The sequence below is a fragment of the Pyxidicoccus sp. M15 genome (assembly GCF_056858435.1).
Genome location: NZ_CM166495.1, coordinates 3,945,465 through 3,968,644, shown reverse-complemented (window position 1 = coordinate 3,968,644; position 23,180 = coordinate 3,945,465). Strand labels below are relative to the sequence as shown.

The window sequence follows — 23,180 nt, the reverse complement described above, 5'->3', positions numbered from 1 at the left end:
GCGTCCCCCGATGATGGGGACCCGCGTCGTGGGCTACTGATGCACGGCACGCACCGGAAGCACGAGGGCCCTTCGAGGCCCCTCCCATCCCCACGGCCCGCCATGACCTGCCTTCCCCTTCTCGCCGCCCTCGCAACGGCCCTTCTCGCCGCCACACCCGAGGGAGCGCCCCCAGCCCCCGAGCGCCTGTCCCTGCCCCCGGGCTTCACGTACCCCAACGGCATCACCCACGCGGAGGACGGGACGCTCTACGTGGGCTCGGTGTCGAGCGGGCGCATCCTGCGCCGGACTCCGGGAGCCGGATGGACGGTGCTGTTCCCCGGCTCCGAGGAGGTCTTCGCCGTGACGAGCCTGCGGCTGGATGCGCCGCGTGGCCTGCTCTGGGGGACTTCTCCCGACGTCATGGGGCTGATGCGCCCGGATGGCTCGCTGGGGAGGCGTGCGCACCGGCTCTTCGCGGTGGATGCACGCACCGGCGCGGTGCGACGCATCATCCCCGTGCCCGAGGGAGGCCTGGGCAATGACCTCACCGTCGCACCGGATGGCGGGCTGTTCGTGACGGACAGCACGCGAGCCGCCGTCCTCTACCTGCGGCCCGGAGGCGAGCACCTGGAGACGTACGTGTCCGACGCGCGCTTCGCGTCGAAGGCCCCGGGGCTCTCCGGCATCGGGCCCGCGGGCATCGCCCTGGCGAGAGATGGGAAGACGCTCGCCATCAACACGTATGGGCCCGGCCGGCTCTACCTCGTGCGCCCGGGAGCAGAAGGGGCACCTCCCGTCGTGAGCGAGGTGGAGCTGCCGCGCAGGCTGGAGAATCCGGATGGAATGCGCTTCGCACCGGATGGCCGGCTGCTCGTGCTGGAGGGGGCGGCCCAGAGCGGCGATGGACGCGTGGTCCGCATCGACGTGCTCGGGAAGTCCTCCGGTCCGAGGCGCCTCGAGGTGCTGGCCTCCGGAATGGAGTCCCCCGTCAACCTCACGGTGGAAGCGAACGGCCGCGTCTGGGTCACCGAGGCCCGGCTGCGTGAGCGGTTGCTGAAGGGAGCGGCGGCGAAGGTGCCGGACGCGTTCTGGGTGACGGCGCTGTCGCCCGGGAACTGAGCGGCGTCCGTGCTCACGCGGCCTGGCTGTCTCCGGCCGCGCGCGCCACCGTGAAGAGTCGCATCGGCTCCGCGACACCCTTGAGGGTGACGGCCTCCACCTCCCGCACGTCGAGCCTCCCCGCGAGCCGGCGGGCGACTTCGTCGCTGAAGAGGAGCGCGGGCCGCGGCTCGCGGGCATGGCTCTCGATGCGGGCGGCCACGTTGACGGCGTGGCCGATGACGGTGAACTCCAGCCGCTCCGCGCTGCCGAGATATCCCGCGACGACCTCGCCCGCGTGCACGCCGATGCCCGACCTCAAGCACAGCCCGCGTGCGGCGAGCCGCGCGTTGTAGTCCGCCAGCCGCTGGTGCATCTCCCGCGCGGCGGACACGGCGGCGGCGGCCGGGTTGTCCGTGCCCTCGGTGAGGCCGAAGACCGCGAGCACCGCGTCGCCGATGAACTTGTCCACCATGCCCCCGTGCTTCTGGATGGCGGCCACCATCTCCCCGAAGTAGCCGTTGAGCACCTCGATGAGGTCCTCGGGGGAGAGCGACTCGGACAGCGGGGTGAAGTCGCGCAAGTCGCTGAAGAGGAGGACCACGTCACGCCGGCGACCTCCCAGCTCGGCGGTGCGTCCCGGGCGGGCGTATTTCTCGATGAACTCGTTGGCCACCTGCGGTGAGACGAAGCGGCCGAAGGCCTCGCGGATGCGCTCACGGAGGCGGAGCCCGTCGGCCATGTCGTTGATGCCCAGGGCGACGAGCCCCAATTCGTCGGGGCGGCTCGTGGAGGCGGCGGGATGGAGGTCCCCGCTGCCAACGCGGCGCACCGCCTCCAGCAGTCGCTCCGAGTCGCGCCGCAGGCTCCGCCCGTAGGCCATGGCCGCGACGAGCGCGGCGGAGGTGATGAGGGCGGCGAGGAGCGCGGCTTCAATCAGGGACTGCTGGGTGCCGTGGAACTCGCCCACCATGCGCACCAGGACGAGCATCAGCACCAGCACGGGGATGGTGGTGAAGATGGCGTAGCCCTCCATGAGGCGGTGGCCCAACCGCTCGCGCAACTGCGCCGCGGGCGAGGACGTGGAGGGGTGGAGCTGCTCGAAGAGGAGGTACTCCACCTGGGCGACGATGCCGCCGCCGAGCAGCCAGTACCCGACGGCGAGCTTCACGTGGCTGAGGAACGGGAAGTCCGAGTAGCGCACGAGGTGCCACGTGAAGGCCACGAAGCCCATCACCACCCAGGTGCCAACCGAGAGCAGATAGGCATGGCGGGCCGGGGTGCGGCTCCCATCCGGCTCGGGTGCGAACCGGAACACCGCCTCCCGAAGAACCATGTGGACCGCGGAGAGCCCGAGCACGGTGCGCAGCAGCGCGGGAGGTGACAGGGAACAGAGATAGGTGCAGACGAGCCGCGCGTAGAGATACGTGAACGCGCCCACCAGGAGCGTGCCTCCGTGCAGCGCGAGGCGGGCCTTGAGCGGGAACCGGGTGGCGAAGGAGGTCTTCATGTCGTGTTCGCCTCGAGACTCTAGGTCATCCATCGCCGGAGCGTTCATCTCGGCCCGGCTCCAGCGAGCGGGCAGGCAGGAGGGCCCCACGGGAGGATGCGTCACGCCCCCGGCGCCAAGGGCCTGAAGTTCAAGGAGGGACAAGCCGCCGGAAGGTGGCACGGTGACGTGGGAGCCCCCTATGCTCCGCTCCGTGCGCCCTGCTCCCACCGCCGTCGTGTTTGCCCTCCTGCTGGCCCTCGCACCACTCTCTCCCGCCTCCGCGCAGGAGGACTCGGACCCCCAGCTCAACGAGCTTCGCTTCGACTGGACCCGCGACGCCATCATCACCGGCACCGCTGGCGCGCTCTGGATTTCCAGCGAGGCCTTCTTCAAGGACGACCTCGCTCCCGCGCAGTGCCGCTGGTGCGACCGCGCCCCCGACGGCACCGACACCCTCAACCGGCTGGACCGCTGGGGACGCGGGCTCGCGGGCGAAACAGAGCAGTCCCGCCAGCGCGCCAACACCTGGAGCAACATCCTCGGCTTCGCCGTGGTGCCCGCCAGCGTCCTCGGCGTCCAGTACGCCGTGGGCCGCGGCTCCGGCATGCCCGATCGCTTCTTCGCCGAGGACGCCACCATCATCATCCAGAGCGCCGTGCTCGCGTCCGTGGCCAACCAGACGGTGAAGTTCATCGTCGGCCGCGAGCGCCCCTTCGTTCACCAGCTCCCCGAAGACCAGAAGGGCCTCACCGCCCACCCGAGCGACAACAACCTCTCCTTCTACAGCGGCCACACCAACCTCATGTTCTCCATGGTGGTGTCCGCGGGCACCGTGGCCGCGCTGCGCGGCTATGAGCACAAGGGATGGATATGGGCCGTGGGCCTGCCGCTCGCCACCTCCGTGGGCCTGCTGCGCATGGGCGCCGACAAGCACTACCTCACCGACGTCGTCACCGGCGCCGTGCTGGGCTCGGCCTTCGGCGTCGCCGTCCCCCTGCTGCTGCACAAGCGCACCGGAGCCACCACCAGCCCGGACCGTCCGGGCGCCGTGCGGATGATGCCCATGGCCGGCGCGCACATGGCGGGAGTCTCGGGCACCTTCTGATGCACACGCGCGCGCTCCAGGCCTGGCTGCTCGCGCTGTCCGTCCTCACCGGCTGCCAGGCGGCCACACCCGCGCCCGTGGTCCGTCCCCTGCTGGCACCGATGCCCGCGAGCACCGCGCCCGCGCTCTGGGGCCCGCTCCGCATGGGCCCCCATGGCGTGGGACTGCGCGTGCTGGCCATCCCCGCCGGCAAGGACACCGCCGACGCGCGCACGCTCCAGCTCACCGTCTGGTATCCCGCGCGCGCCGCGGCCTCCGCCGCACGCCTGCACTACCGCGACTACGTGGGCCTCACCGGCTCCGAGCAGCATCCGGAGTCCTGGGAGGACCTGGCCCTCTCCGGGGCCGCGGTGGCGCGCTACCAGCAAGGCGTCACGGAAATGGGCCTGCCCGAAGCGGACGTGTCGGCCTGGCTGGGCACGGAGGTCGCCGCCGTGCGCGGAGCCACGCCGGCCCCGGGCCGCTACCCGCTGGTGCTCGTGGCGCAGGGGCGCTTCCACTCCGCGCACCACCAGGCGGTGCTGGCCGAGTTCCTCGCGAGCCACGGCTACGTCGTGGCCACCACGCCCTTCCCCGCGCACCTCGCGCCCCCGTCGGAGGACGAGGACGTCCTCGCCATCGCACGGGGACAGGCGCGGGAGCTCGCTCGCGCGTTCGAGGTCATGAAGGCGGACGCGAGCGTGGCCCCCTCCCACGTGGCCCTGGTGGCGCACAGCTTCGGGGCCCGCGCCGCGTTCCTCTTCGCGCGCGAGCACCCGGAGACCGCGGCCCTCGTCAGCCTGGACGGCGGCATCGCCAACCGCCTGGGCCGGGAGTGGCTCACCAGCCTCCCCGACTTCCGCCCGGAAGACTTCCACGTGCCGCTGCTCCACCTCTACCAGGAGGGCGACGCGGTGGTGGTGCCCGACTTCGACCTCGTGCGCTCGCTGCGCGGCGTGGACCGGTGGCTCGTGCGCGTCGCGGGGCTGCGACACCTCGACTTCACCAGCGTCGGCGCGGCCTCCGCCGTGGCCCCGGCCCTGGCGCCCGAGGGCCGCTCCACCGCCACGTCCCGAGGCTGGGCCGCCTGTGCCCATGCCACGCGCCTCTTCCTGGACGCGAAGGTCCGCCAGCAGGCGCACGCACTCGACTCGCTCGCCCGGCCACCGGGCCCGTCCGGCGGCACGCCCGCGCTCACCGTGACGCACCTGGAACCGGGCCAGCCCTGAGGACACCGGGCCCTTCGCCCGCACCGGAGCCTCGGGACGCGCAAGGCCCACGCGCGCCGCACCCGGGCCGCCGCGTCGTGAATCAGTACCCCGCGCCCGCCGGAGCGCCTTCTCCGTCACCGGCCTGTGGTGGCAGCGAGGACAAATCCCAGCGCTGCCCGGACTCCCATGACACGTCGCCGGACGTGCCCCAGCCCGCGCGCACCGCCTCGCGCCCCTGGTACTCCAGCCAGAAGACGGACTCCTGGGCCCGGGCCGCCTGGTCCAGGCAGGCAATGCGCGTGGCGGGCCGGCCCGGCCCCTCCAGCGTCACCGCGAAGGCCTTGTGCGAGTGGCCGCACAGCACCCACCGCGGATGCAGCGTGTCCACCAGCCGCCGCGTCACCGGGTTGCCAATCCAGTACGAGGGCAGCGGCCTGGGCGGGAGGGGATTCTCCTCGCGCGCCCGCTGAACGATGCCTCGCGGCCACTCGTGGACCAGCAGCAGGTCCACGTCCCGCAGCGCGGACACCTGCTCCACCTCCGCCGTGCGGAAGTAGCCGGCCTGCTTCATCGTGTCCTGCGTGGTGGGCCGCTTCAGCGGCTGCTCGATGAAGCGCGGCGCGTGGATGCCCGACAGGTACGCCACCCGCAGCCCGTGCAGCTCCCGCAGGCCCGCGCGCCCCAGGTAGCAGACGCCCGGGGCCAGCTCGCCGCCGGCCTGCAAGTCGTGCAGCGCCTCGAAGTCCTCGTTGTTGCCGCCAATGAAGTACAGCGGCCGCTTCACCCGGCGCACGCCGTCCGCGTACTCCGCGAACTCCGCCGGCATGGTGCGCTTGGCCGCCTTGCGCCGGTGGTCGTCCGCGCGGCGGAAGGCCTCCACGTCCCCCACCGCCAGCACCAGGTCCACGCGGCGGCCACGCGCCTGCTCCAGCGCGTCCAGCCACGTTTCCACGCGGTGGAAGCGGCCGTGGATGTCACCCAGGGCGGCGACAAGAAGGGATTCCGGCATCTCGCCCGGAAGGCTGCACGCCCCTGCCCCGCCCTGTCGAGTCATCTTTGTCACCTGGGGGTCAATGGCTGACAGATAGCCACCGGGCCCGGGGCGGGACAAAGCACAGGGGCGCCCCCACCTCGCGGTGGGAGCGCCCCGGAAACAATCAGGAATTCCCGCGTCGGCTAGTTGCAACCCAGCGGGTACGTCACTTCCACCATGGCGCCGGGGGCGGGGGCCGCGTCGCGCTCGAAGAGGATGGAGTTGGTGCCGGCGTCGTACTGCCAGCCCTCCGTCACCTGGACGCCATCCACCTCGACGACGATGCGCTCCGGGTCCGCCGGCTCCTCGGTCAGCTTGAAGCGGCGGTTGGGGCCGAAGGCGCTGTTGGACAGCTTCTCCAGGGACGCGGCCCAGTTGGGCGTGCAGATGCTCTCCACCGCGCCGCCCGTGGCCTGGGCCAGCTGGATGTAGCGGCTGCCGGAGCTGCTGGAGGTGGGGCAGGTGCCCAGGTCCGCCGGCCCGACGATGGCGTTGATGCTCAGCTTCGTCTTGTCATTGCCCTTGAGCGCCAGGAAGTACGTCTCGTAGAAGGACACCGGCTGCGAGCTGAAGTCCTCCTCGTCCGACAGGAAGATGATGGCCAGCTTCGCATCCTCGCGCAGGAAGCCGCCGTTGCCGTCGTTGACCAGCGGAGTGCGCGGGTCGTCCTCCTGGTAGAGCAGCGGGTCCGACAGCGCGCGGTGGGCCGCGTCCAGGCCCTGCTCGTTCCAGTGGCACACGCCCACGCGGGTGTTGTTGGCGAAGACAGTCGCCGCGTTGGGCGTGGCAGGGGTGATGATGCGCGGCCGCGAGCCATCCACCGGGAACAGGCGACCGTTCTCACCGCCCTGCGCGCCACCCGGGCACTCGGACCAGCCGCCCGGAGACGGGTCCAGGCCCGTGGTGGTGACGCCGATGCGGTAGTCCACCGCCGCCTGGTTCGCCGCACTCAGGAAGGCCGCGAAGTTCTGCCCCAGGCTCTGCTGCTCCTCCATCATGGAGCCGGAGTTATCCACCACGAAGAGCACGTCCACCTTCGCCTCGGACTCCTGGAAGAAGCGGTCGGTCTGCTCCGCCTTCGTCACCCCGCGGCCGATGAAGCCCGCGGTGAATACGGACCCGTCATCCAGCGTGAAGCGCAGCGCCGCCGTGTCGTCGCCGTCATCCTCCGGCGTGTAGGTGGCGAGCACCCGCACCCGGCCGCCCTGGGGCAGCGAGTGGGGGAAGGGCGTCAGGGAGGCCACGCTGAACTCATTGCCCACCTGCTCCAGCGCCATGCCGGCCAGCTGCACCTGGCCCAGGCAGTTGTTGATGGCGAGCACCTCGCGGACGCGGGGCCCGCAGGACAGCTTGGCGATGCCGAAGTCCACCGTGGTGGGCTGCACCGCGAAGCAGTGCTTCACGCCCTCGCCGGTGATTTGCACCAGCGGGTGGCCCGCCGTCGGGTGGTTCACCCACGCCTCGGCCATGCCGGAGAAGACGCCCTCCGACTCCGGCTTGAAGCTCACCACCAGCGTCGCCTTCTGACCCGGCGCCAGCACGCGGTTCTCCACCTGCAGCGAGCTGAAGGCCTCGTCCGAGCCCTGCGCCAGCTGCATGGAGGCCAGGTAGCACGCCTCCGCGCCGGTGTTGCGCACCGACACGCCCAGCGCCACCGACGCGCCCACCGGCACCTTCCCGAAGCTCAGGGTCTGCGGCATGTCGTACTGGCAGGGCTTGAAGACGCGGCCCTCGCCCGTCAGCGTCACCGACTCCGTGGCGGAGGTGGTGCTGGTGCGCACCGTCACCGCGAGCTGCCCGGCGCTGGCGGCCGTCAGGCCCACGCGCGGGCTGAACGTCACCCCGACCTTCGCCGTCTCACCGGCCGGCACCGTCACGCTCGCGGGCGCCTGCGCCAGGGTGAAGTAGCCGCCCTGGGCCGTGTCCAGCTGCAGGTTGCTCACCAGCACGTTGTCCCGGCAGCGGTTGATGATCTGCACCTCCCGCGTGGCCGTCATGCCCTCGGCCACCACGCCGAAGTCCACCTTGCGCGGCAGCACCGTGACGCACGAGGCGCCGCCCTCGCCCGCCAGCGACACCTTGGGACCCGGCGCGCTCGAGCCCTGGTTGCGCACGCCAATCTCCACCCGGCCGTCGCGCACGCGCCCCAGCGCCACCGGCGTGAAGGCCACGCGCAGCTCCACCGTCGCGCCCGCGGCCAGCACCCCGCCGCCCACCAGCGGCTCATTCACCACCTTGAAGACGCCGCCCGGGTTGTCCAGCAGCTGCACTCCGGAATAGCTCAGCGGCTCCGTGCCCTGGTTGCGCACGGTGATGGACTGCTCCGCCGTGGCGCCCAGCGCCACGCGGCCGAAGTCCAGGCGCAGCGGCGTCACCTCCAGCTTGGAGGCGATGCCCAGGCCGTGCAGCGGAATCACCGCCGGCTCGCAGCCCTCGCACACCACCACGTGCAGCGCGGCCTCCGCCGAGCCCAGGCGGCCGGGCGAGAAGGCCACCGGCACCACGCGCTCCTCGCCCGCCGCCAGCGTCTGGGACTGGCCGGAGCCGGCCGTGAACTGGTCCGCGTCCGAGCCCTGGAGGGTCAGCACCAGCGGGCTCTCCACGTCGGAGGGATTGCGCACCGTCACCTCGCGCATCTCCACCATGCCCATGGCCACGTTGCCGAAGTCGAGCGCCGTCTCCGGCACCTCGACGAAGGCCTTCACGCCGCGGCCGTTGACGGGCACCAGCCCCTCCGACTCGGCGTCGCTGATGATTTCCACCATGCCCTGCACCACGCCCTCCACCTGCGGCGTGAAGCGGACCTCAATCTCCTGCTCGCCGCCGGCGGACAGGACGAAGGGCTCGAAGGGAGGAATCTCCACGTTGGGCACGCTGGAGACGGCGCCCTCCACGCGGTACGAGGCGCGGCCCCCGTTGGCGATCTTCAGCTTGAAGCTCTTGGTGCGTCCCAGCGCCGCGGGGCCGAACTCAATCGTCTCCGGGCGAACCAGGAAGGCGCTCTTCGCCTTCTGGGACGACGGCTGCTCACATCCCACCCCCACCAACACCGCCGCCGCCACCCACGCCACCCACAGCGCCCTTCTCATAACGACCTCCCGCCACGCCCTGGGACCACGAATTTCGCGAGCCGCGGTGATCCACGGCTCCGGCGGAGGGCTCTCTGCAACCCGGGTGCCCAGGCGCTACAGGGGGAAGACGTCGGCAGGCCGACGCGGCAAACCTCTGGCCTCTATGGGAAAGGACCCGCACCGCGCGTGGAACAACATTTCCCATTCGGGCCGGAGGACTGAAATTCCTTCAGGAAATGCGATTACCACACGGACGAATCCAACGTCCGGGAGGGGCTGCCGGGTTCAGCGGGCGACGTTTCAGCCCGTGGGACGGGATGCCGGTGCCAGCAGCCGACCCACCACGCCGGTGCCCCACAACACGCCGCCCACGCACACCAGCGCGCCGGTGACGGCGATGGGCGACACGGGCTCGCCCAGGAGCAGCGCGCCCATCACCCACGAGAAGGCCGGCGTCAGCTGCGTGGCCACGCCGCCCGCCACCGCGGTGACGTAGCCAAAGGCATACGTGAAGGTCATCTGCGCGGCGACGGAGGTGAGCCCCACGCCCAGCAGCGGCAGCACCACGTCCCACCCCAGCGGCCGCCAGTCCTGGAGCGCGAAGGGCAGGCTGAACAGGAGGCCGAAGAGGCAGAAGGAGAAGAAGACGGTGGCCGAGTCCGTGTCATGCCGCAGCGCGCGCACCACCACCACCGCCGCGCCGCCCAGCACCGCCGAGCCCATGCCCGCCCACGCCCCCAGGCCCAGCGACAGCGACGCGCCGCCCGCCATGCTGCTCCACATCACCAGGCCCGCCCCCAGCGTGGTGAGCGCCAGCCCGCCGAGGAGCGAGCCCGTGACGCGCTCGCGCAGGAAGAACCAGCCGATGATGGCCGCGTAGATGGGCCAGCACGCGTTGAGCAGCACCGCCGGCCCCATCGTCATCCGGTCGATGGCGATGAAGTACAGGTAGACGGCCGCCCCGCCGAAGATGCCGCGCAGCACCCACAAGGGCAGCCGCCCGTAGCGCGGCTTGCGCCCCAACATGGGGAAGTAGATGGCCAGGAACACCAGCCCGATGAGGAAGCGGCCGGACGCCACCTGCCCGGGGGACAGCCGGCCCGCCAACATCCGCGTGCACAGCGCCATCACCGCGAAGAGGAAGCTCGAGAAGACGAGCAGGGGGATGCCGCGGTAGCGCTCGGGGAGGACCCAGCCGTTCATGGACGCGCGCACCCTACAGGGAAACCCGTACGGCGGCAGCCGGCCCTGCCCGCCCGGCCGGGGACCTGGCACATGTGGGATGGGCATTGAAACCCGGCGCGTTGGCCGTCATTCACTCCACCCGTGCGAGTTTCCTCGCACCGGAACACCCATTCAGTGGTAAACGCCCGCCCATCATGTCCGAGCCCGACGTCATCTCCCTCCGAGGCGCCAAGGAGCACAACCTCAAGAACGTCTCCCTGGACATCCCCAAGAAGAAGCTCGTCGTCTTCACGGGGGTTTCGGGGTCCGGCAAGAGCTCGCTCGCCTTCGACACGCTCTATGCGGAAGGCCAGCGCCGCTACGTGGAGAGCCTCTCCGCCTATGCCCGCCAGTTCCTCGGGCAGATGGAGAAGCCGAAGTACGACACCATCCGCGGCCTGTCGCCCACCATCTCCATCGAGCAGAAGGCGGCCAGCAACAACCCGCGCTCCACGGTGGGCACCGTCACCGAGGTGCACGACTACCTGCGCGTGCTCTACGCCACCATCGGCGTGCAGCACTGCCCCAACTGCGGGCGCAAGGTGGGCAAGCAGAGCGCGCAGCAGATTGTCGACGAAATCCTGAAGATGCCCGCGGGCAGCAAGATTCAAGTGCTCGCGCCGCTCGTCACCAGCCGCAAGGGCGAGCACAAGGATTTGCTCACCGAGGCGCAGAAGCGCGGCTTCTCTCGCGCGCGCATCGACGGGGCGCTCAAGAGCCTGGAGGAGCGCATCGAGCTGGACAAGAAGTCCAAGCACGACATCGCGCTCGTCATCGACCGGCTCGTGCTCAAGCCCGACCTCAAGACGCGCCTCACGGACTCCGTGGAGACGGCGCTGCGCGAGGGCAAGGGCACCCTCATCGTCACCGACGAGAAGGGTACCCCGGCCTCGGACCGTGTGATGTCCGAGCTCAACGCGTGCCCCACCTGCGGCCTGTCCTTCGGCGACCTCACGCCCGCGTCCTTCTCCTTCAACAACCCGCTGGGCATGTGCACGGACTGCAACGGCCTGGGCACCAAGCCGGAGATGGACCCGGACCTCATCGTCCCGGACCCGTCCCGCAGCATCCGCGACGGCGCGATTGAGCCATGGGCCACCGGCATGAATCGCGGCGAGGGCTGGACGGCGGACTTCGTGGAGAGCCTGGCCAAGGCGTTCAAGATCGACCTCGACGTGCCCTACGCGAAGCTGTCCAAGCGCGAGAAGGACACGCTGATGTACGGCTCGAACGGCAAGAGCTTCACCGTCGAGTGGGGCGAGGGCGGCCAGTACAAGATGGAGTGGGAGGGCCTGGTCGAGCGCATGATGCGCAACTTCAAGACCACCACCTCCGAGGCCCGCCGCACCGAGCTGCAGAAGTACTTCAGCAGCAAGCCCTGCCCCTCCTGCAAGGGCGAGCGCCTGAAGCCGGAGAGCCGCGCGGTGAAGGTCCACGGCCAGACGATTGTGCAGCTGAGCCGGCTGACCATCTCCGACGCGCTGGGCTTCCTCGGGGAGATGGGCCTGTCCGCGCACGAGCGGAAGATCGCCACCGAGCTGTTGAAGGAGATTCGCAGCCGCCTGTCCTTCCTGGTGGACGTGGGCCTGGGCTACCTGATGCTGGACCGCACCGCGTCCACGCTGTCCGGCGGCGAGAGCCAGCGCATCCGCCTGGCGTCGCAGATGGGCAGCGAGCTGACGGGCGTCATCTACATCCTGGACGAGCCCTCCATCGGCCTGCACCAGCGCGACAACGGCAAGCTGCTGACGACGCTCAAGCGCCTGCGGGATCTGGGCAACTCCGTCCTCGTGGTGGAGCACGACGAGGAGACGATGGAGGAGGCGGACTGGCTGGTGGACTTCGGCCCGGGCGCGGGGGAGCTGGGCGGCCAGGTGGTGGCCCAGGGCACGCCCGCGCAGGTGATGGCGAACGAGGACAGCGAGACGGGCGCGTACCTCTCCGGGCGCAAGGAGATTGAAATCCCCCAGACGCGCCGCAAGCCGGACCCCAAGAAGAAGCTCGTCATCCAGGGCGCGACGGAGAACAACCTCAAGAACGTGGACGCGGAGATTCCGCTCGGCGTCTTCAGCGCGATTACCGGCGTGTCCGGCGCGGGCAAGTCCACGCTCATCAACGAAATCCTCTACCCCGCCCTGGCGCGGCACCTCTACGAGAGCCGCGAGTCGCCCGGCAAGCACAAGTCCATTCAGGGCTTCGAGCACCTGGACAAGGTCATCGACATCGACCAGCGCCCCATCGGCCGCACCCCGCGCAGCAACCCGGCCACGTACACCAAGCTGTTCGACAACATCCGCGAGGTGTTCGCGATGACGCCGGAGGCGCGCGCCTTCGGCTACGGGCCGGGCCGCTTCAGCTTCAACATCAAGGGCGGCCGCTGCGAGTCGTGCGAGGGCGACGGCGTGAAGCTGGTGGAGATGCACTTCCTGGCGGACGTGTACGTGCCCTGCGAGGTGTGCGCCGGCAAGCGCTTCAACGAGGCCACGCTGCGCGTGCGCTACAAGGGGAAGAACATCGCCGAGGTGCTCGACATGAGCGTGCGCGAGGCGATGGAGCACTTCGGCGCGCACAAGGACATCATGCGCGTGCTGCAGACGCTGCATGACGTGGGCCTGAGCTACATCCGCCTGGGCCAGCCCTCCCCCACCCTGTCCGGCGGAGAGGCCCAGCGCATCAAGCTGGCGCGTGAGTTGGCGCGCGTGGCCACCGGCCGCACGCTCTACATCCTCGACGAGCCCACCACGGGCCTGCACTTCGAGGACATCCGCAAGCTGCTGTCCGTGCTCAACCGGCTGGTGGAGGCGGGCAACAGCGTGCTCGTCATCGAGCACAACCTGGATGTCATCAAGAGCGCGGACTGGGTGATTGACCTGGGCCCCGAGGGCGGCGCGGGCGGCGGCAGGATTCTGGCCACCGGCACGCCCGAGCAGGTGGCGCGCGTGGAGGGCAGTCACACCGGCCGCTACCTGGGGCACGTGCTGTCCAAGGCGCGCCGGGCCCGCGTGGGCAAGCGGGTGGACGGCCCCGCGGTCACCTTGCAGGAAGCCAGCTGACGTCCCACCGCACCGGCCGCCGCTTCCGTGACAATGGAGCGGGGGGCGGGGGTGCCTTCATTCACCCCCAACCCCCCGTCCACCTTGGAGGAATGGTGTCACGGGAGGGGTGTGGTTCAAGAAGTGAGACGGACTGCGAGTCACATGATAGGGAGGTCTCAATCCCTGTCAAACGCGACACAACTAATCGAGTTGTATCGTGAAACAGCATCTGTATCGGAATTGCACGCCCATACTCGCGGGAGAATTCCGGTGGGAGTGCGGCCGGGCGGTGCCGGGGCGCCCCTCGGGCGGGCGGGGTGAGGCGGGCTCGTAGCGGTCGCCCGGTGGAGTCCGGGCCCCGCGTTGGGTAGGGTGGGCCTCTCGCTTTCTTGGAACCCCCACCTTTCGCCACGAGGGAGCACCCCGTCGCATGGCCCCGACTGTCGCCGCGCAGAACAACCGGTTCCCGCCGCAAATCCCCTTCATCATTGGCAACGAGGCGTGTGAGCGCTTCAGCTTCTACGGGATGCGGAACATCCTCACGGTGTTCCTCATCGACTACCTGCTGCGCAACGCGGTGCCGGAGAACGGCCTGCGGGAGGCGGAAGCCAAGAGCCTGATGCACACCTTCATGGCGGGCGTGTACTTCTTCCCGCTCATCGGTGGCTACCTCGCGGACCGCTTCTTCGGGAAGTACCGCATCATCCTCGGGCTGAGCCTCGTGTACTGCGTGGGGCACGCGTGCCTGGCGCTGTTCGAGAACAACGCCACCGGCTTCTTCACGGGCCTGGCGCTCATCGCCATTGGCAGTGGCGGCATCAAGCCGTGCGTGGCGGCCATGGTGGGAGACCAGTTCAACGAGACGAACAGCCACCTGGTGAAGAAGGTCTTCGCCATCTTCTACTGGACCATCAACTTCGGCTCGTTCTTCGCGTCGCTCTTCATCCCGCTCATCCTCAAGCACTACGGCCCGGCGTGGGCGTTCGGCATCCCCGGGGTGCTGATGTTCATCGCGACCGTCATCTTCTGGGCGGGCCGCAACAAGTACGTCCGGGTGCCGCCCACGGGGGCCAACCCGCACTCGTTCTTCAAGGTGGTGGGCAGCGCGCTGCGCAACCGCGGGCAGGGCGGCGGCTGGCTGGAGGGCGCGAAGCGCGAGCACCCGGCGGAGGCGGTGGAGGGCGTCAAGGCGGTGTTCCGCGTCAGCACGCTGCTGCTGCCCTTCGTCCCCTTCTTCTGGATGCTGTTCGACCAGAAGGCGTCCACGTGGGTGGTGCAGGCGCGCTCCATGGACCCGAATGTCGGCGGGTTCGTCTTCCAGCCCAGCCAGATGCAGTTCGTGAACCCGATGCTGGTGATGCTCCTCATCCCGCTGCTGACGGCCGTCGTCTACCCGGCGTTCCAGCGCGGGGGCTGGGAGCTGACGCCGCTGCGGCGCATGCCGCTGGGCCTGGCCATTGGCGCCATGTCCTTCATCATCGCCGGCGTCTTCCAGGTGCGGATGGAGGGCGGCACGACGATGAACATCGCCTGGCAGCTGCTGCCGTACGTCGTGCTGACGCTGGCGGAAATCCTGGTGTCCACCACGGGCCTGGAGTTCGCGTACACGCAGGCGCCGCGTGAGATGAAGGGCACCATCCAGAGCCTCTGGCTGCTGACGACGACGCTGGCGAACGTGGCGGTGGCCATCGCCTCCAAGCTCAACGTCTTCTCCGGCTCCGGCCAGTTCTTCTTCTACGCCGGCTTCGCGCTGGTGGCCGCCGTGGGCATGGCCCTGGTGGCGCGCCGCTACGTGGTGCGCGACTACTACCAGACGTCGGCGCCCATCCCCACCGAGGAGCGCACCGCGGCCGGGGTGACGGCGAAGACGGCGTAGTCCCCGTTCGGCCTCCCCGCCCCCCGGAAACGAGGAGCGGGTGGCGCCGGGCCGCTGACGCACGGACGCCCGAAAAGAGAAACGCCGGAGCCCCCTCGCGGGTGCTCCGGCGTTTTCATTTGCGCCCGAAAAGAGAAACGCCGGAGCCCCTCGCGGGTGCTCCGGCGTTTTCGTTTCAACGGGGAGGCGGAGCGCCTGGCGCCCCACTCCTCAGGCATGGCTCAGGCCGCGGCCACGGAGCCACCCTGCGACGTGGTGGGGGGCGCGGCGGGCTTCACCTCGTCCGTGCCGTGCATCATCTTCTTCAGGATGGGGGCCACGCCCAGGAGGATGACGCCGGCGATGCCGGTGCCGACGGTGATGTAGAGGAACACGTCGAACTCGCCCATCTTCTCCGAGTAGCCGCCGATGACGCCGGACAGCTTGTTGGCCGCCGCGTTCGCCAGGAACCACACGCCCATCATCGCCGAGACGATGCGCGCGGGGGCCACCTTGGTCACCATGGAGAGACCCACCGGCGACAGGCACAGCTCGCCCATGGTGTGGAACAGGTAGGCCATGATGACCCACCACGCGGCCGCCTTGCCCATGGACGCGCTCTCCTTGGACGCGCCCAGCATGAAGAGGAAGCCGATGGAGAGGAACAGGAGCCCCAGGCCCATCTTCACCGGGATGCTCGGGTCCTTGCCGCGCGCCGCGAGGAAGCCCCACAGCCCGGCGAACACCGGCGCCAGCAGGACGATGAACGCCGAGTTGAAGTTCTGGAACCAGGTGGTGGGCACCTCCCAGCCGAACATGCCGCGGTCCACCTTCTGGTCCGTGTAGAGGTTCATCAGGCCGCCGGCCTGCTCGAAGCCCGTCCAGAACGCGACGACGAAGAGGGCGATGATGAAGATGACGACGATGCGGTCGATTTCGTCGCGGCTGAAGCCCTTCTTCTCGCCGGACTCCTGCGCCACCATGGCGCTGCTCGCCGCGGGCTTCACGGGCGTCAGGCCCACCTTGCCCAGCAGCTTGCCCGACAGCGCCAGGAAGGCGACGAGGCCCAGGAACATGCCCACGCCCGCGGCGCCGAAGCCGTAGTGCCAGCCCACCCGCTCACCCAGGGTGCCGCAGATGAAGTTGCCCAGCACCGCGCCCAGGTTGATGCCCATGTAGAAGATGGTGAAGGCGCCGTCGCGGCGGCCGTCACCCGGCTCGTACAGGCCGCCCACCATGGTGGAGATGTTGGGCTTGAAGAAGCCGTTGCCGATGATGAGGAAGCCCAGGCCCGCGTAGAACATCGCCACCGTGGGGACGGCCAATAGCAGGTGGCCAATCATCATCAGGGTGCCGCCGAGCACCACCGCCTTGCGCTGCCCGATGAACCGGTCCGCGATGTACCCGCCGAGGATGGGCGTCAGGTACACGAGGCCGGTGTACGTGCCGTAGAGGCTGAGCGCGTCACTCGTGGACCAGCCGAAGCCGCCGGCAGTCTTGCTGGTGAGGAAGAGCACCAGCAGGCCGCGCATGCCGTAATAGGACATGCGCTCCCACATCTCGGTGAAGAACAGGAGGTAGAGCCCTCGGGGGTGGCCCTTGCGGGCGGCGCCCGCGGCGTCGGTGGCTTGCATGCCGTGGTTTCCTTGAAAGGAGGGGTGTAACGGAAAAGAGGCGTGACTGTAGCAGACACGCCGGCCGTGCCCAGGAGGACACCTGGGGGCACGGAGAATTCCCTACTCACTGAATGGGCAGTCCTACTCCGAGTCCTGGCGGACGGGCGGGGCCTGGCGCGTGAAAAGGGCTCAGCCCAGGCGCCCGACGCGGGGCTCCGGGGGCGGCTCGGCGTGCCCGCTCGGAGCGACGGACGGGGGACGCAGCGGCAGGCGGACCTCCACCTGGGTGCCCTCTCCGGGCACGCTGGTGAGGGAGATGTGCCCGCCATGACGCAGGATGATGCGGCGGCTGAGCGCCAGCCCCAGGCCGGTGCCCTCCCCCGCCGCGCGGGTGGAGAAGAAGGGCTGGAAGAGGCGCTCCATGTCCTCCTTGCGGATGCCTACCCCGTCGTCGCTGATGATGACGACCGCCTCGTCGCCGCGGCACGCCGTGGACACCTTCACCCGGCCCCGCTCGCCCACGGCCTTCAGGGCGTTGTCGAGCAGGTTGAGCCACACCTGGTTGAGGGTGCCCGGGTCTCCCAGCAGCATCTCCGTGCACTGGTAGGCGCGCTCCACCGTCACGCCGGAGGGCACCTTCCACGCCAGCACGCTCAGCGTGGACTCCAGCGACGCGTCCAGGGACAGCGCCACCGGCGTGTCGCTGGTGCGGGTGAAGGAGAGCAGGGACTCGGCCAGGTGGCGGATGCGCTGGCCGCACTCCTCCACCACCTCCAGCATGGCCTTGCCCAGGTCCGCTTCCGCGGGCGCGCCGGCCATCATGTCCTTGAGCGGCTGCAGCGCGTTCATCAGCCCGTTGAGCGGGTTGCGCACCTCGTGCGCGAAGCCGGAGGTGAGCAGGCCGATGGCCGCCAGCCGCTCGTTCTCCGCGGCGCGCACCGCCGCCTCGCGCAGGCGCAACTGGGTGTCGATGCGCGCCAGCAACTCGCGCGGGCTGAAGGGCTTGCCCAGGTAGTCGTTGGCGCCGGTGCCCAGGGCCTCCACCTTCGCGGACACCTCCTGCCGCGCGGTGAGCAGGATGATGGGGATGTCCACCGTGCGCGAGTCGGCGCGCAGCGCCACCAGCATCTGCAGGCCGGAGAGCACGGGCATCATCACGTCGGACACGATGAGGTGCGGCCGCTCCGTCAGCGCGCGCTGCCGGCCCTCCTCGCCGTTGACGGCCTCCAGCACCTGGTAGTGCTGGGACAGCAGGCCGGTGACGAAGCGGCGGATTTCGGCGTCGTCCTCCACCACCAGCACGCGGGGCGCGTCGGGCCGGGGGCCCGCGTGGTCTCTTCCGGGCGCGGACGCGGAGACGGTGCCGGCCGGGCCGCCCGTCTCCAGCGCGGGGAAGGCCCCGGACGTGCGGCGGTCCCTTCGCACCGGGACGACGGCATCCGCCCGGCGCCGCTCGCGCAAATCCTCGCGGATGTGGGCCGAGCCCTTGGGCAGCCGGACGTGGAAGGTGGAGCCCTTGCCCAGCTCGCTCTTCACGGTGATGCCGCCCGAGTGCAGCTCCAGCGTCTCCTTCACCAGCGCCAGGCCGATGCCGGTGCCGCCGAAGCGCCGGGTGCCGCTGTTGTCCGCCTGGGCGAAGCGGTCGAAGATGACGGCGCAGTCCTGCGGGGAGATGCCCTGGCCGGTGTCCTCCACCTCCACGTGCACGTCCGACGCGTCCTCGCTCACGCGCACCGTCACCCCGCCCTTCTGGGTGAACTTGAGCGCGTTGGACAGCAGGTTCTGGAAGACGATGTCGATGCGCTCGTGGTCCACCTGGACGGGCGTCAGCGCCTGGCCCTCCAGCCTCAGCCACACGCCCTGCCGCTCCGCCATGGTGAAGAAGGGCGGCAGCACCGAGCTCAAGAAGCCGTGCAGCTCCAGCGGCTGGTAGCGCAGCCGCGCCTTGCCGGACTCCAGCTGGGCCAGGTCCAGCAGGTTGTTGATGAGGCGCAAGAGGCGCTGGGCGCTGCGCTCCATGGTGGACACGTGCTGCTCCACCACCGCCGGCAGCCCCTCCGCGCGCTTCTCCAGCGACTCCAGCGTCAGCAGGATGAGGGTGAGCGGCGTGCGCAGCTCATGGCTGACGTTGTCGAAGAACTCGCTCTTGAGCCGGTCCAGCTCCTGCTGCCGGGACAGCGACAGCTCCAGCTTGGCGTTGGCCTCGGACAGCGCCTGGGTGCGCTCGGCGACGCGGTCCTCCAGGGCCACGTTGGCGCGGAAGATCTCCTCGTTGCGCCGCTGCAGGTCTTCCAGCGAGGTGCGCAGGCCCTGGTGCTGCTCGGACAGCAGCGCGTCCTTGCGCAGGAGCGCTCCGCGCGTGTCCAGCCACATCCCCACGGCGACGCCCGCCATGCCCAGGGCGGAGACGGCGAAGACGGGCGGCGCCCAGTCCAGCGCCCCGCAGGCCAGGCCGCCCAGCATCCCCACCAGGCCGCCCGCGGCGAAGCGCCAGGCCAGCGGCGGCAGGTTCTGCCAGTGGCACTCGTACTCGCAGCAGGGCGCCCCCTCCACCTGGCACTGGAGCTCCTTCACGTCCGCGAGGGGCAGGTTCCAGACGGTGGGGAACGCGGCGAGGTTGGCCTGGCGGGTGCGGCAGAGGTTGCGGTTGCTCTCGCGGATGCGGCTGGAGTACTGCACCTTCACCCACGAGTCGGCCATGTGCAGGATGCGGAAGCCGCCCACGCGGTTGTAGGTGTGGTCCAGCTCCAGCGCGCGCTCGTAGACGCTGCGCGGGGTGGCCACCGCCCGCATCATGTAGAAGAGGAAGCCCACCGCCTCCGGGCTGGCGATGCGGCGGCCCGCCTTGGTGATGAAGTCCGGGTCCCCCGAGTCCTTGTCCAGCACGTCGAAGAGGCGCTCGGTGAAGTCCAGCGAGACGAAGTTGGTGAGCGTCTCCACGTAATCCAGCGACAGCGGCAGTCCCTCGCGGCGCCAGACGCGCTGCAGCCGCTCGCGCCCGTACGTCCGCTCGTAGTGCAGCAGCAGGGCGCGGAACGTCCTGACGCTGATCTCGGGCGTGTCGGGGGCTGGCGGTGCGCTCGCCAGGTCCGCGGGGACGGTCAACGCTTCACTCCTTCCGTGGTCAACACCATCGCATATTTGAGGGTGTCGGGGTCGTCCAGGAGGGCGAGGAAGCGCTGGCAGAAGGAGTCATACGCCTGTGCGCCGCCGAAGAACCGCTCCGCCAGCGGGCGCAGGGTGCGGAAGCGGATGACCCAGTCCTCGTGCAGCCGCGCGTCCACCGGGCCCGCCGCCACGTAGAAGGGCGAGACATGGACGCGCAGGTCCGCCAGCCCCGCCTTGCGGAAGAGGTGGAACATCTTCCGCCCGGCGTGCAGGTCGAAGCGGGCCTCGCGCAGCGCCAGGAGCAGCTTCTGGCTCTCCTGTTCCAGGTCTTCCGGGTAAGGCCAGTTCCACAGCCCCACCCCGTCGATGTCGGCCACCACCACCCGGCCGCCGGGCCTGGCCACCCGAATCAGCTCCTCCAGGGCGGGCATGGGCTCGTGCAGGTACTCGAAGACGTACTGGCACCAGACGTAGTCGAAGTGGTTGGAGGGCAGCTTCGTGTCCGGCAGCGCGCCCTGGAGCACCTCCACGTTGGGGCGACCCGTGAGTAGCGCGCGCGCCGCCTCGAAGTGCGCGGCGAGCGGCTCCATGGCCACCACCCGCCCGGAGGGGCCCACCACGTCCAGCATCTGCGCGGTGATGATGCCCGGGCCGCAGCCGGCGTCGAGCGCCACCTGCCCCTCCCCCAGTCCCGTCAGCCGCAGCCGGTCCGTATAGGAGTTGGCGCTCGCCTGGGCCTCCAGGCGCCGCACCTCCTCGTCCGACTGCATGAGGTAGGTCATGCCGCGATGTCCTTGTCGTCCAGCTTCACGGTGCCGCGGGGGTTGGCGGCCAGCCGCTCGAAGACGGCGAGCAGGTAGGCGTTCCAGTCGCGCACCAGCCGGCGGTGCGCGGTGAACTCCATCACCTTGCCGAGGTTGTGGAAGCCCATTGCGTCCAGCGCGGGCAGGTCCGCGTCCGTGGCCAGGCACTCCGCCGTGGAGCGGCCGCGCCGGGCCGAGTCCGCCACCGCGTGCGTCACCAGGGCGCGGCGCACCGCGTCCGCCTCCTGGGCGTCCTTCTCCACCATGACGAGCGAGAAGGCGTTGTACCACTCGGCCCAGAACAGGCCCGGCGTGGAGTCCTCCATGAGGACGAAGCCCTGGGGGCCCTCGCGGCCTTCCACCATGGCGATGGAGCGCGAGCGGCGCAGGCCCGCGTCGGTGTAGCGGCCGCCGAGCGTGCCCAGCGACATCTCCCCCTCCACCAGGTCCGAGCTGCGCAGGCGCACCACGTCCTCCGTCTCGCGCAGGTGCTGCTCCAGCCAGCGCAAATCGGAGGTGCTCGCCGGGCGCACCCGGAGGTCCTCTCGCGGCGGCGGCAGCGCCGCGTCCACCGGCAGGCGGCAGGGAGTGAAGGCGTGCAGGCAGCTCAGACCCGGGCGCTCCAGCCGGCTGGCGATGGCGCCGTAGATGCGCGACGTCCACCGGTTGCGGCAGCGCCAGAGGGCCCGCAGGTATTCCACATCCTCCAGGCTTTCCGCGTAGTCAGCCGCCAGGGCCACCAGCTCCTGGGAGATGGACTCGTGGCGGTGGTAGCCCGGGCGCACCACCAGGTGCTGCGACAGCCAGGTGCGCGAGTAGATGCGCAGGCCGGAGATGTGGCCATAGAGCCGGCCCTCGCGCTGGTAGACGATGGCCTTGGACAGCCCGTGGGTGCCGTTGCCCAGCGCCTTGTGGGACGACAGCAGCGCCTCCTGCGGCGGGCCGTCATGGTACGGGTAGTCCGGGAAGCGCACCTCGGCCGCGCGGAACAAATCCCAGATGTCCGGGAAGTCCAGCTCCGAGCCGTCGCGTGCGTCGGGGCAGCGCGCCTGGATGAAGGCGTCCAGGATGGCGGTGCGCGCCTCCGGGGCCAGCTCGAGGATGCGCACGCCGCAGCGGCGGGGGCGGCTCATGCCGCCATTCTCGTCGGTGACGGTGAGCTGTCCGGTGTCCTGCACCTGGGCGCGGCAGCGCGAGCGCGAGCCGTCCGGCAGGTGCAGCGTCACCTCGTCCAGCACCAGCCCGGGCGGGAAGACCTCGTGGCCGGCGTCGAAGGGGAAGGCGAAGCCGCCGGTGTGCAAATCCAGCAGCGGACGGTAGAGCGACTCCCCGGTGAAGGGCGAGTCGAAGGACACCGCGAAGGGCCGCTCCGCGGTGGAACGGAAGCGCAGGCTGTTGCGGCGGTGGTGCAGGCTCAGCGAGCGCGGCAGGGCCACCTCCACGTGGTGCTCCTCCACGGCGAGCACCGCCGTGGTGCCCACGTGGCAGACGCCGCCGAAGTCCAGGCACAGCTGCACCACGTCCCCGGGGTGGAACAGCCCGCCGGGCCGCGTCTGCTCGCGCAGCACCAGCCGCGACGCCTCCGGGTGCACCTCCGCGCTGGCGAAGTCCACCAGCCGGTTGCCCTCGTGCGTGCGCAGGCCGAAGCCCACGCCCGCGCGCACCGCCCGGCGCAGCAGGCCGCGGATGCGCACCGCGTCCTGGAGCAGCGGCGCGGGCGAGGTGCGCGTGTGCTCCATGGGCTTCTCCAGGGACACGCCCAGCTGGAAGCCGCCGCCCTCCTGCGCCCGCAGCGGCCGCACCATGCGCACCGTGGCGTGGCCGGCGCGCAGCACCAGCGCGCTGCCCCGGAACACCTGGAGGCCCTCCAGCTCGGTGCCCGGCGTCAGGCGCTCAATCCGGACGCTGGGCTCCAGCCGCAGGCCGAGGCCGCCGGTGGCCACGTCGAGCAGCTCGGCGCGGAAGGCGGTGCCGTCCGCCACGAAGCGCGCCTCCAGGGTGCCCTGCGGCACGCGGCGCTCGGACCCGCGCAGCTCCAGAAGCTCCAGCACGGCGCGGCGCAGCGCGGGCGAGGGCTCGTCGTCGAGGGTGAAGAACATGTGGCCCGCGGCCGCCACGTCCACGAGGCTGTGGTGGGTGCGGACGTTGTCCCGGGGACACAGCACGGCGCGGATGGCCCGGGGCGCGTGGCGCTCCAGGTCCTTCAGCAGCCGGGGGAAGGGGTCCGGATGGGTGAGCACCAGCACAGGTGTGCTCTTCTTGAGGAATTCGACCGCTTCCTCGCGGTTGGAGGCCTCGAGCATCTCGTAGCCCGCCAGCACGGACCGAAGCTGCGTACGACGCTCCGCTTCCGGGTGCACGACCAGCACTGCGCGCGTCGTCACGGTCATATGTCCTCCTCCACCGGGCGTCATCAGACTGTCTCGCGGAAAAGCGACCTCTCAGGTCCGGGGATGGGAATTGCTCACTGCGACCCCGTCGGGATCCCGACGGCGCCCGCTCACATCCCCCGCTTTCCGAAAGCCCCAGTCGCAGTGGCGTGAAGCCCATGCGATGCGTCCGGCTCAG

Annotated in this window: 13 protein-coding genes; 5 read left to right on the top strand and 8 right to left on the bottom strand. The window is 70.4% G+C overall.

From position 1 onward, the window contains the following. Nucleotides 1-102 precede the first annotated feature (102 nt). Nucleotides 103-1,101 (top strand): SMP-30/gluconolactonase/LRE family protein, encoded by a 999-nt coding sequence (locus tag ACX9TP_RS14825; protein WP_482980380.1) that lies wholly within the window; start codon nucleotides 103-105, stop codon nucleotides 1,099-1,101. Nucleotides 1,102-1,114: 13 nt separating this feature from the next. Here ACX9TP_RS14825 and ACX9TP_RS14820 read toward each other — a convergent pair whose 3' ends face one another. Continuing rightward, nucleotides 1,115-2,590, bottom strand: coding sequence for an adenylate/guanylate cyclase domain-containing protein (locus tag ACX9TP_RS14820; RefSeq protein ID WP_482980379.1), 1,476 nt, complete (start codon nucleotides 2,588-2,590; stop codon nucleotides 1,115-1,117). A gap of 181 nt (nucleotides 2,591-2,771) precedes the next feature. On the opposite strand from ACX9TP_RS14820, the gene ACX9TP_RS14815 reads away from it, so the two are divergent. Continuing rightward, complete coding sequence (locus tag ACX9TP_RS14815) at nucleotides 2,772-3,677, top strand: phosphatase PAP2 family protein (protein WP_482980378.1); 906 nt, start codon at nucleotides 2,772-2,774, stop codon at nucleotides 3,675-3,677. After that, the gene (locus ACX9TP_RS14810; RefSeq protein WP_482980377.1) at nucleotides 3,677-4,885 is read left to right on the top strand and encodes a dienelactone hydrolase family protein; all 1,209 of its coding nucleotides are present in this window, start codon (nucleotides 3,677-3,679) and stop codon (nucleotides 4,883-4,885) included. Before ACX9TP_RS14815 ends, ACX9TP_RS14810 begins: the two co-directional genes overlap by 1 nt. Nucleotides 4,886-4,967: 82 nt before the next feature. Here the strand turns inward: ACX9TP_RS14810 and ACX9TP_RS14805 are convergent, their stop codons facing one another. The 3 genes from ACX9TP_RS14805 to ACX9TP_RS14795 all read right to left on the bottom strand — a co-directional run bounded on the left by ACX9TP_RS14805 (nucleotide 4,968) and on the right by ACX9TP_RS14795 (nucleotide 10,174). After that, nucleotides 4,968-5,876, bottom strand: a complete 909-nt coding sequence (locus tag ACX9TP_RS14805; RefSeq protein WP_482980376.1) for a metallophosphoesterase family protein — start codon at nucleotides 5,874-5,876, stop codon at nucleotides 4,968-4,970. A 167-nt stretch (nucleotides 5,877-6,043) separates the two neighbouring features. Next, the gene (locus ACX9TP_RS14800) at nucleotides 6,044-8,989 is read right to left on the bottom strand and encodes a choice-of-anchor D domain-containing protein (protein ID WP_482980375.1); all 2,946 of its coding nucleotides are present in this window, start codon (nucleotides 8,987-8,989) and stop codon (nucleotides 6,044-6,046) included. Nucleotides 8,990-9,271: 282 nt separating this feature from the next. Further along, nucleotides 9,272-10,174, bottom strand: coding sequence for a DMT family transporter (locus ACX9TP_RS14795; protein WP_482980374.1), 903 nt, complete (start codon nucleotides 10,172-10,174; stop codon nucleotides 9,272-9,274). Between the two features lie 176 nt (nucleotides 10,175-10,350). On the opposite strand from ACX9TP_RS14795, the gene uvrA reads away from it, so the two are divergent. Together uvrA and ACX9TP_RS14785 are read left to right on the top strand one after the other, a co-directional pair. Next, nucleotides 10,351-13,248 carry an excinuclease ABC subunit UvrA gene (uvrA, locus tag ACX9TP_RS14790; RefSeq protein ID WP_482980373.1) on the top strand — a complete coding sequence of 966 codons (2,898 nt, stop codon included), beginning with the start codon at nucleotides 10,351-10,353 and terminating at the stop codon, nucleotides 13,246-13,248. A 412-nt stretch (nucleotides 13,249-13,660) separates the two neighbouring features. Continuing rightward, nucleotides 13,661-15,106: a POT family MFS transporter gene (locus tag ACX9TP_RS14785; protein WP_482980372.1), complete on the top strand. Its 1,446-nt coding sequence runs from the start codon at nucleotides 13,661-13,663 to the stop codon at nucleotides 15,104-15,106. 221 nt (nucleotides 15,107-15,327) lie between these two features. Here ACX9TP_RS14785 and ACX9TP_RS14780 read toward each other — a convergent pair whose 3' ends face one another. The 4 genes from ACX9TP_RS14780 to ACX9TP_RS14765 all read right to left on the bottom strand — a co-directional run bounded on the left by ACX9TP_RS14780 (nucleotide 15,328) and on the right by ACX9TP_RS14765 (nucleotide 23,002). Then, a complete protein-coding gene (locus ACX9TP_RS14780; protein WP_482980371.1) occupies nucleotides 15,328-16,719 on the bottom strand; it encodes a peptide MFS transporter in 1,392 nt (463 codons plus the stop codon). A 171-nt stretch (nucleotides 16,720-16,890) separates the two neighbouring features. Next, entirely contained in the window at nucleotides 16,891-19,806 is a 2,916-nt protein-coding gene (locus ACX9TP_RS14775) for an ATP-binding protein (protein WP_482980370.1), read from the bottom strand. After that, nucleotides 19,803-20,591: a methyltransferase domain-containing protein gene (locus tag ACX9TP_RS14770; RefSeq protein ID WP_482980369.1), complete on the bottom strand. Its 789-nt coding sequence runs from the start codon at nucleotides 20,589-20,591 to the stop codon at nucleotides 19,803-19,805. The genes ACX9TP_RS14775 and ACX9TP_RS14770 overlap by 4 nt, the downstream gene beginning before the upstream one ends. After that, entirely contained in the window at nucleotides 20,588-23,002 is a 2,415-nt protein-coding gene (locus ACX9TP_RS14765; protein WP_482980368.1) for a PilZ domain-containing protein, read from the bottom strand. Before ACX9TP_RS14765 ends, ACX9TP_RS14770 begins: the two co-directional genes overlap by 4 nt. Nucleotides 23,003-23,180 lie beyond the last annotated feature (178 nt).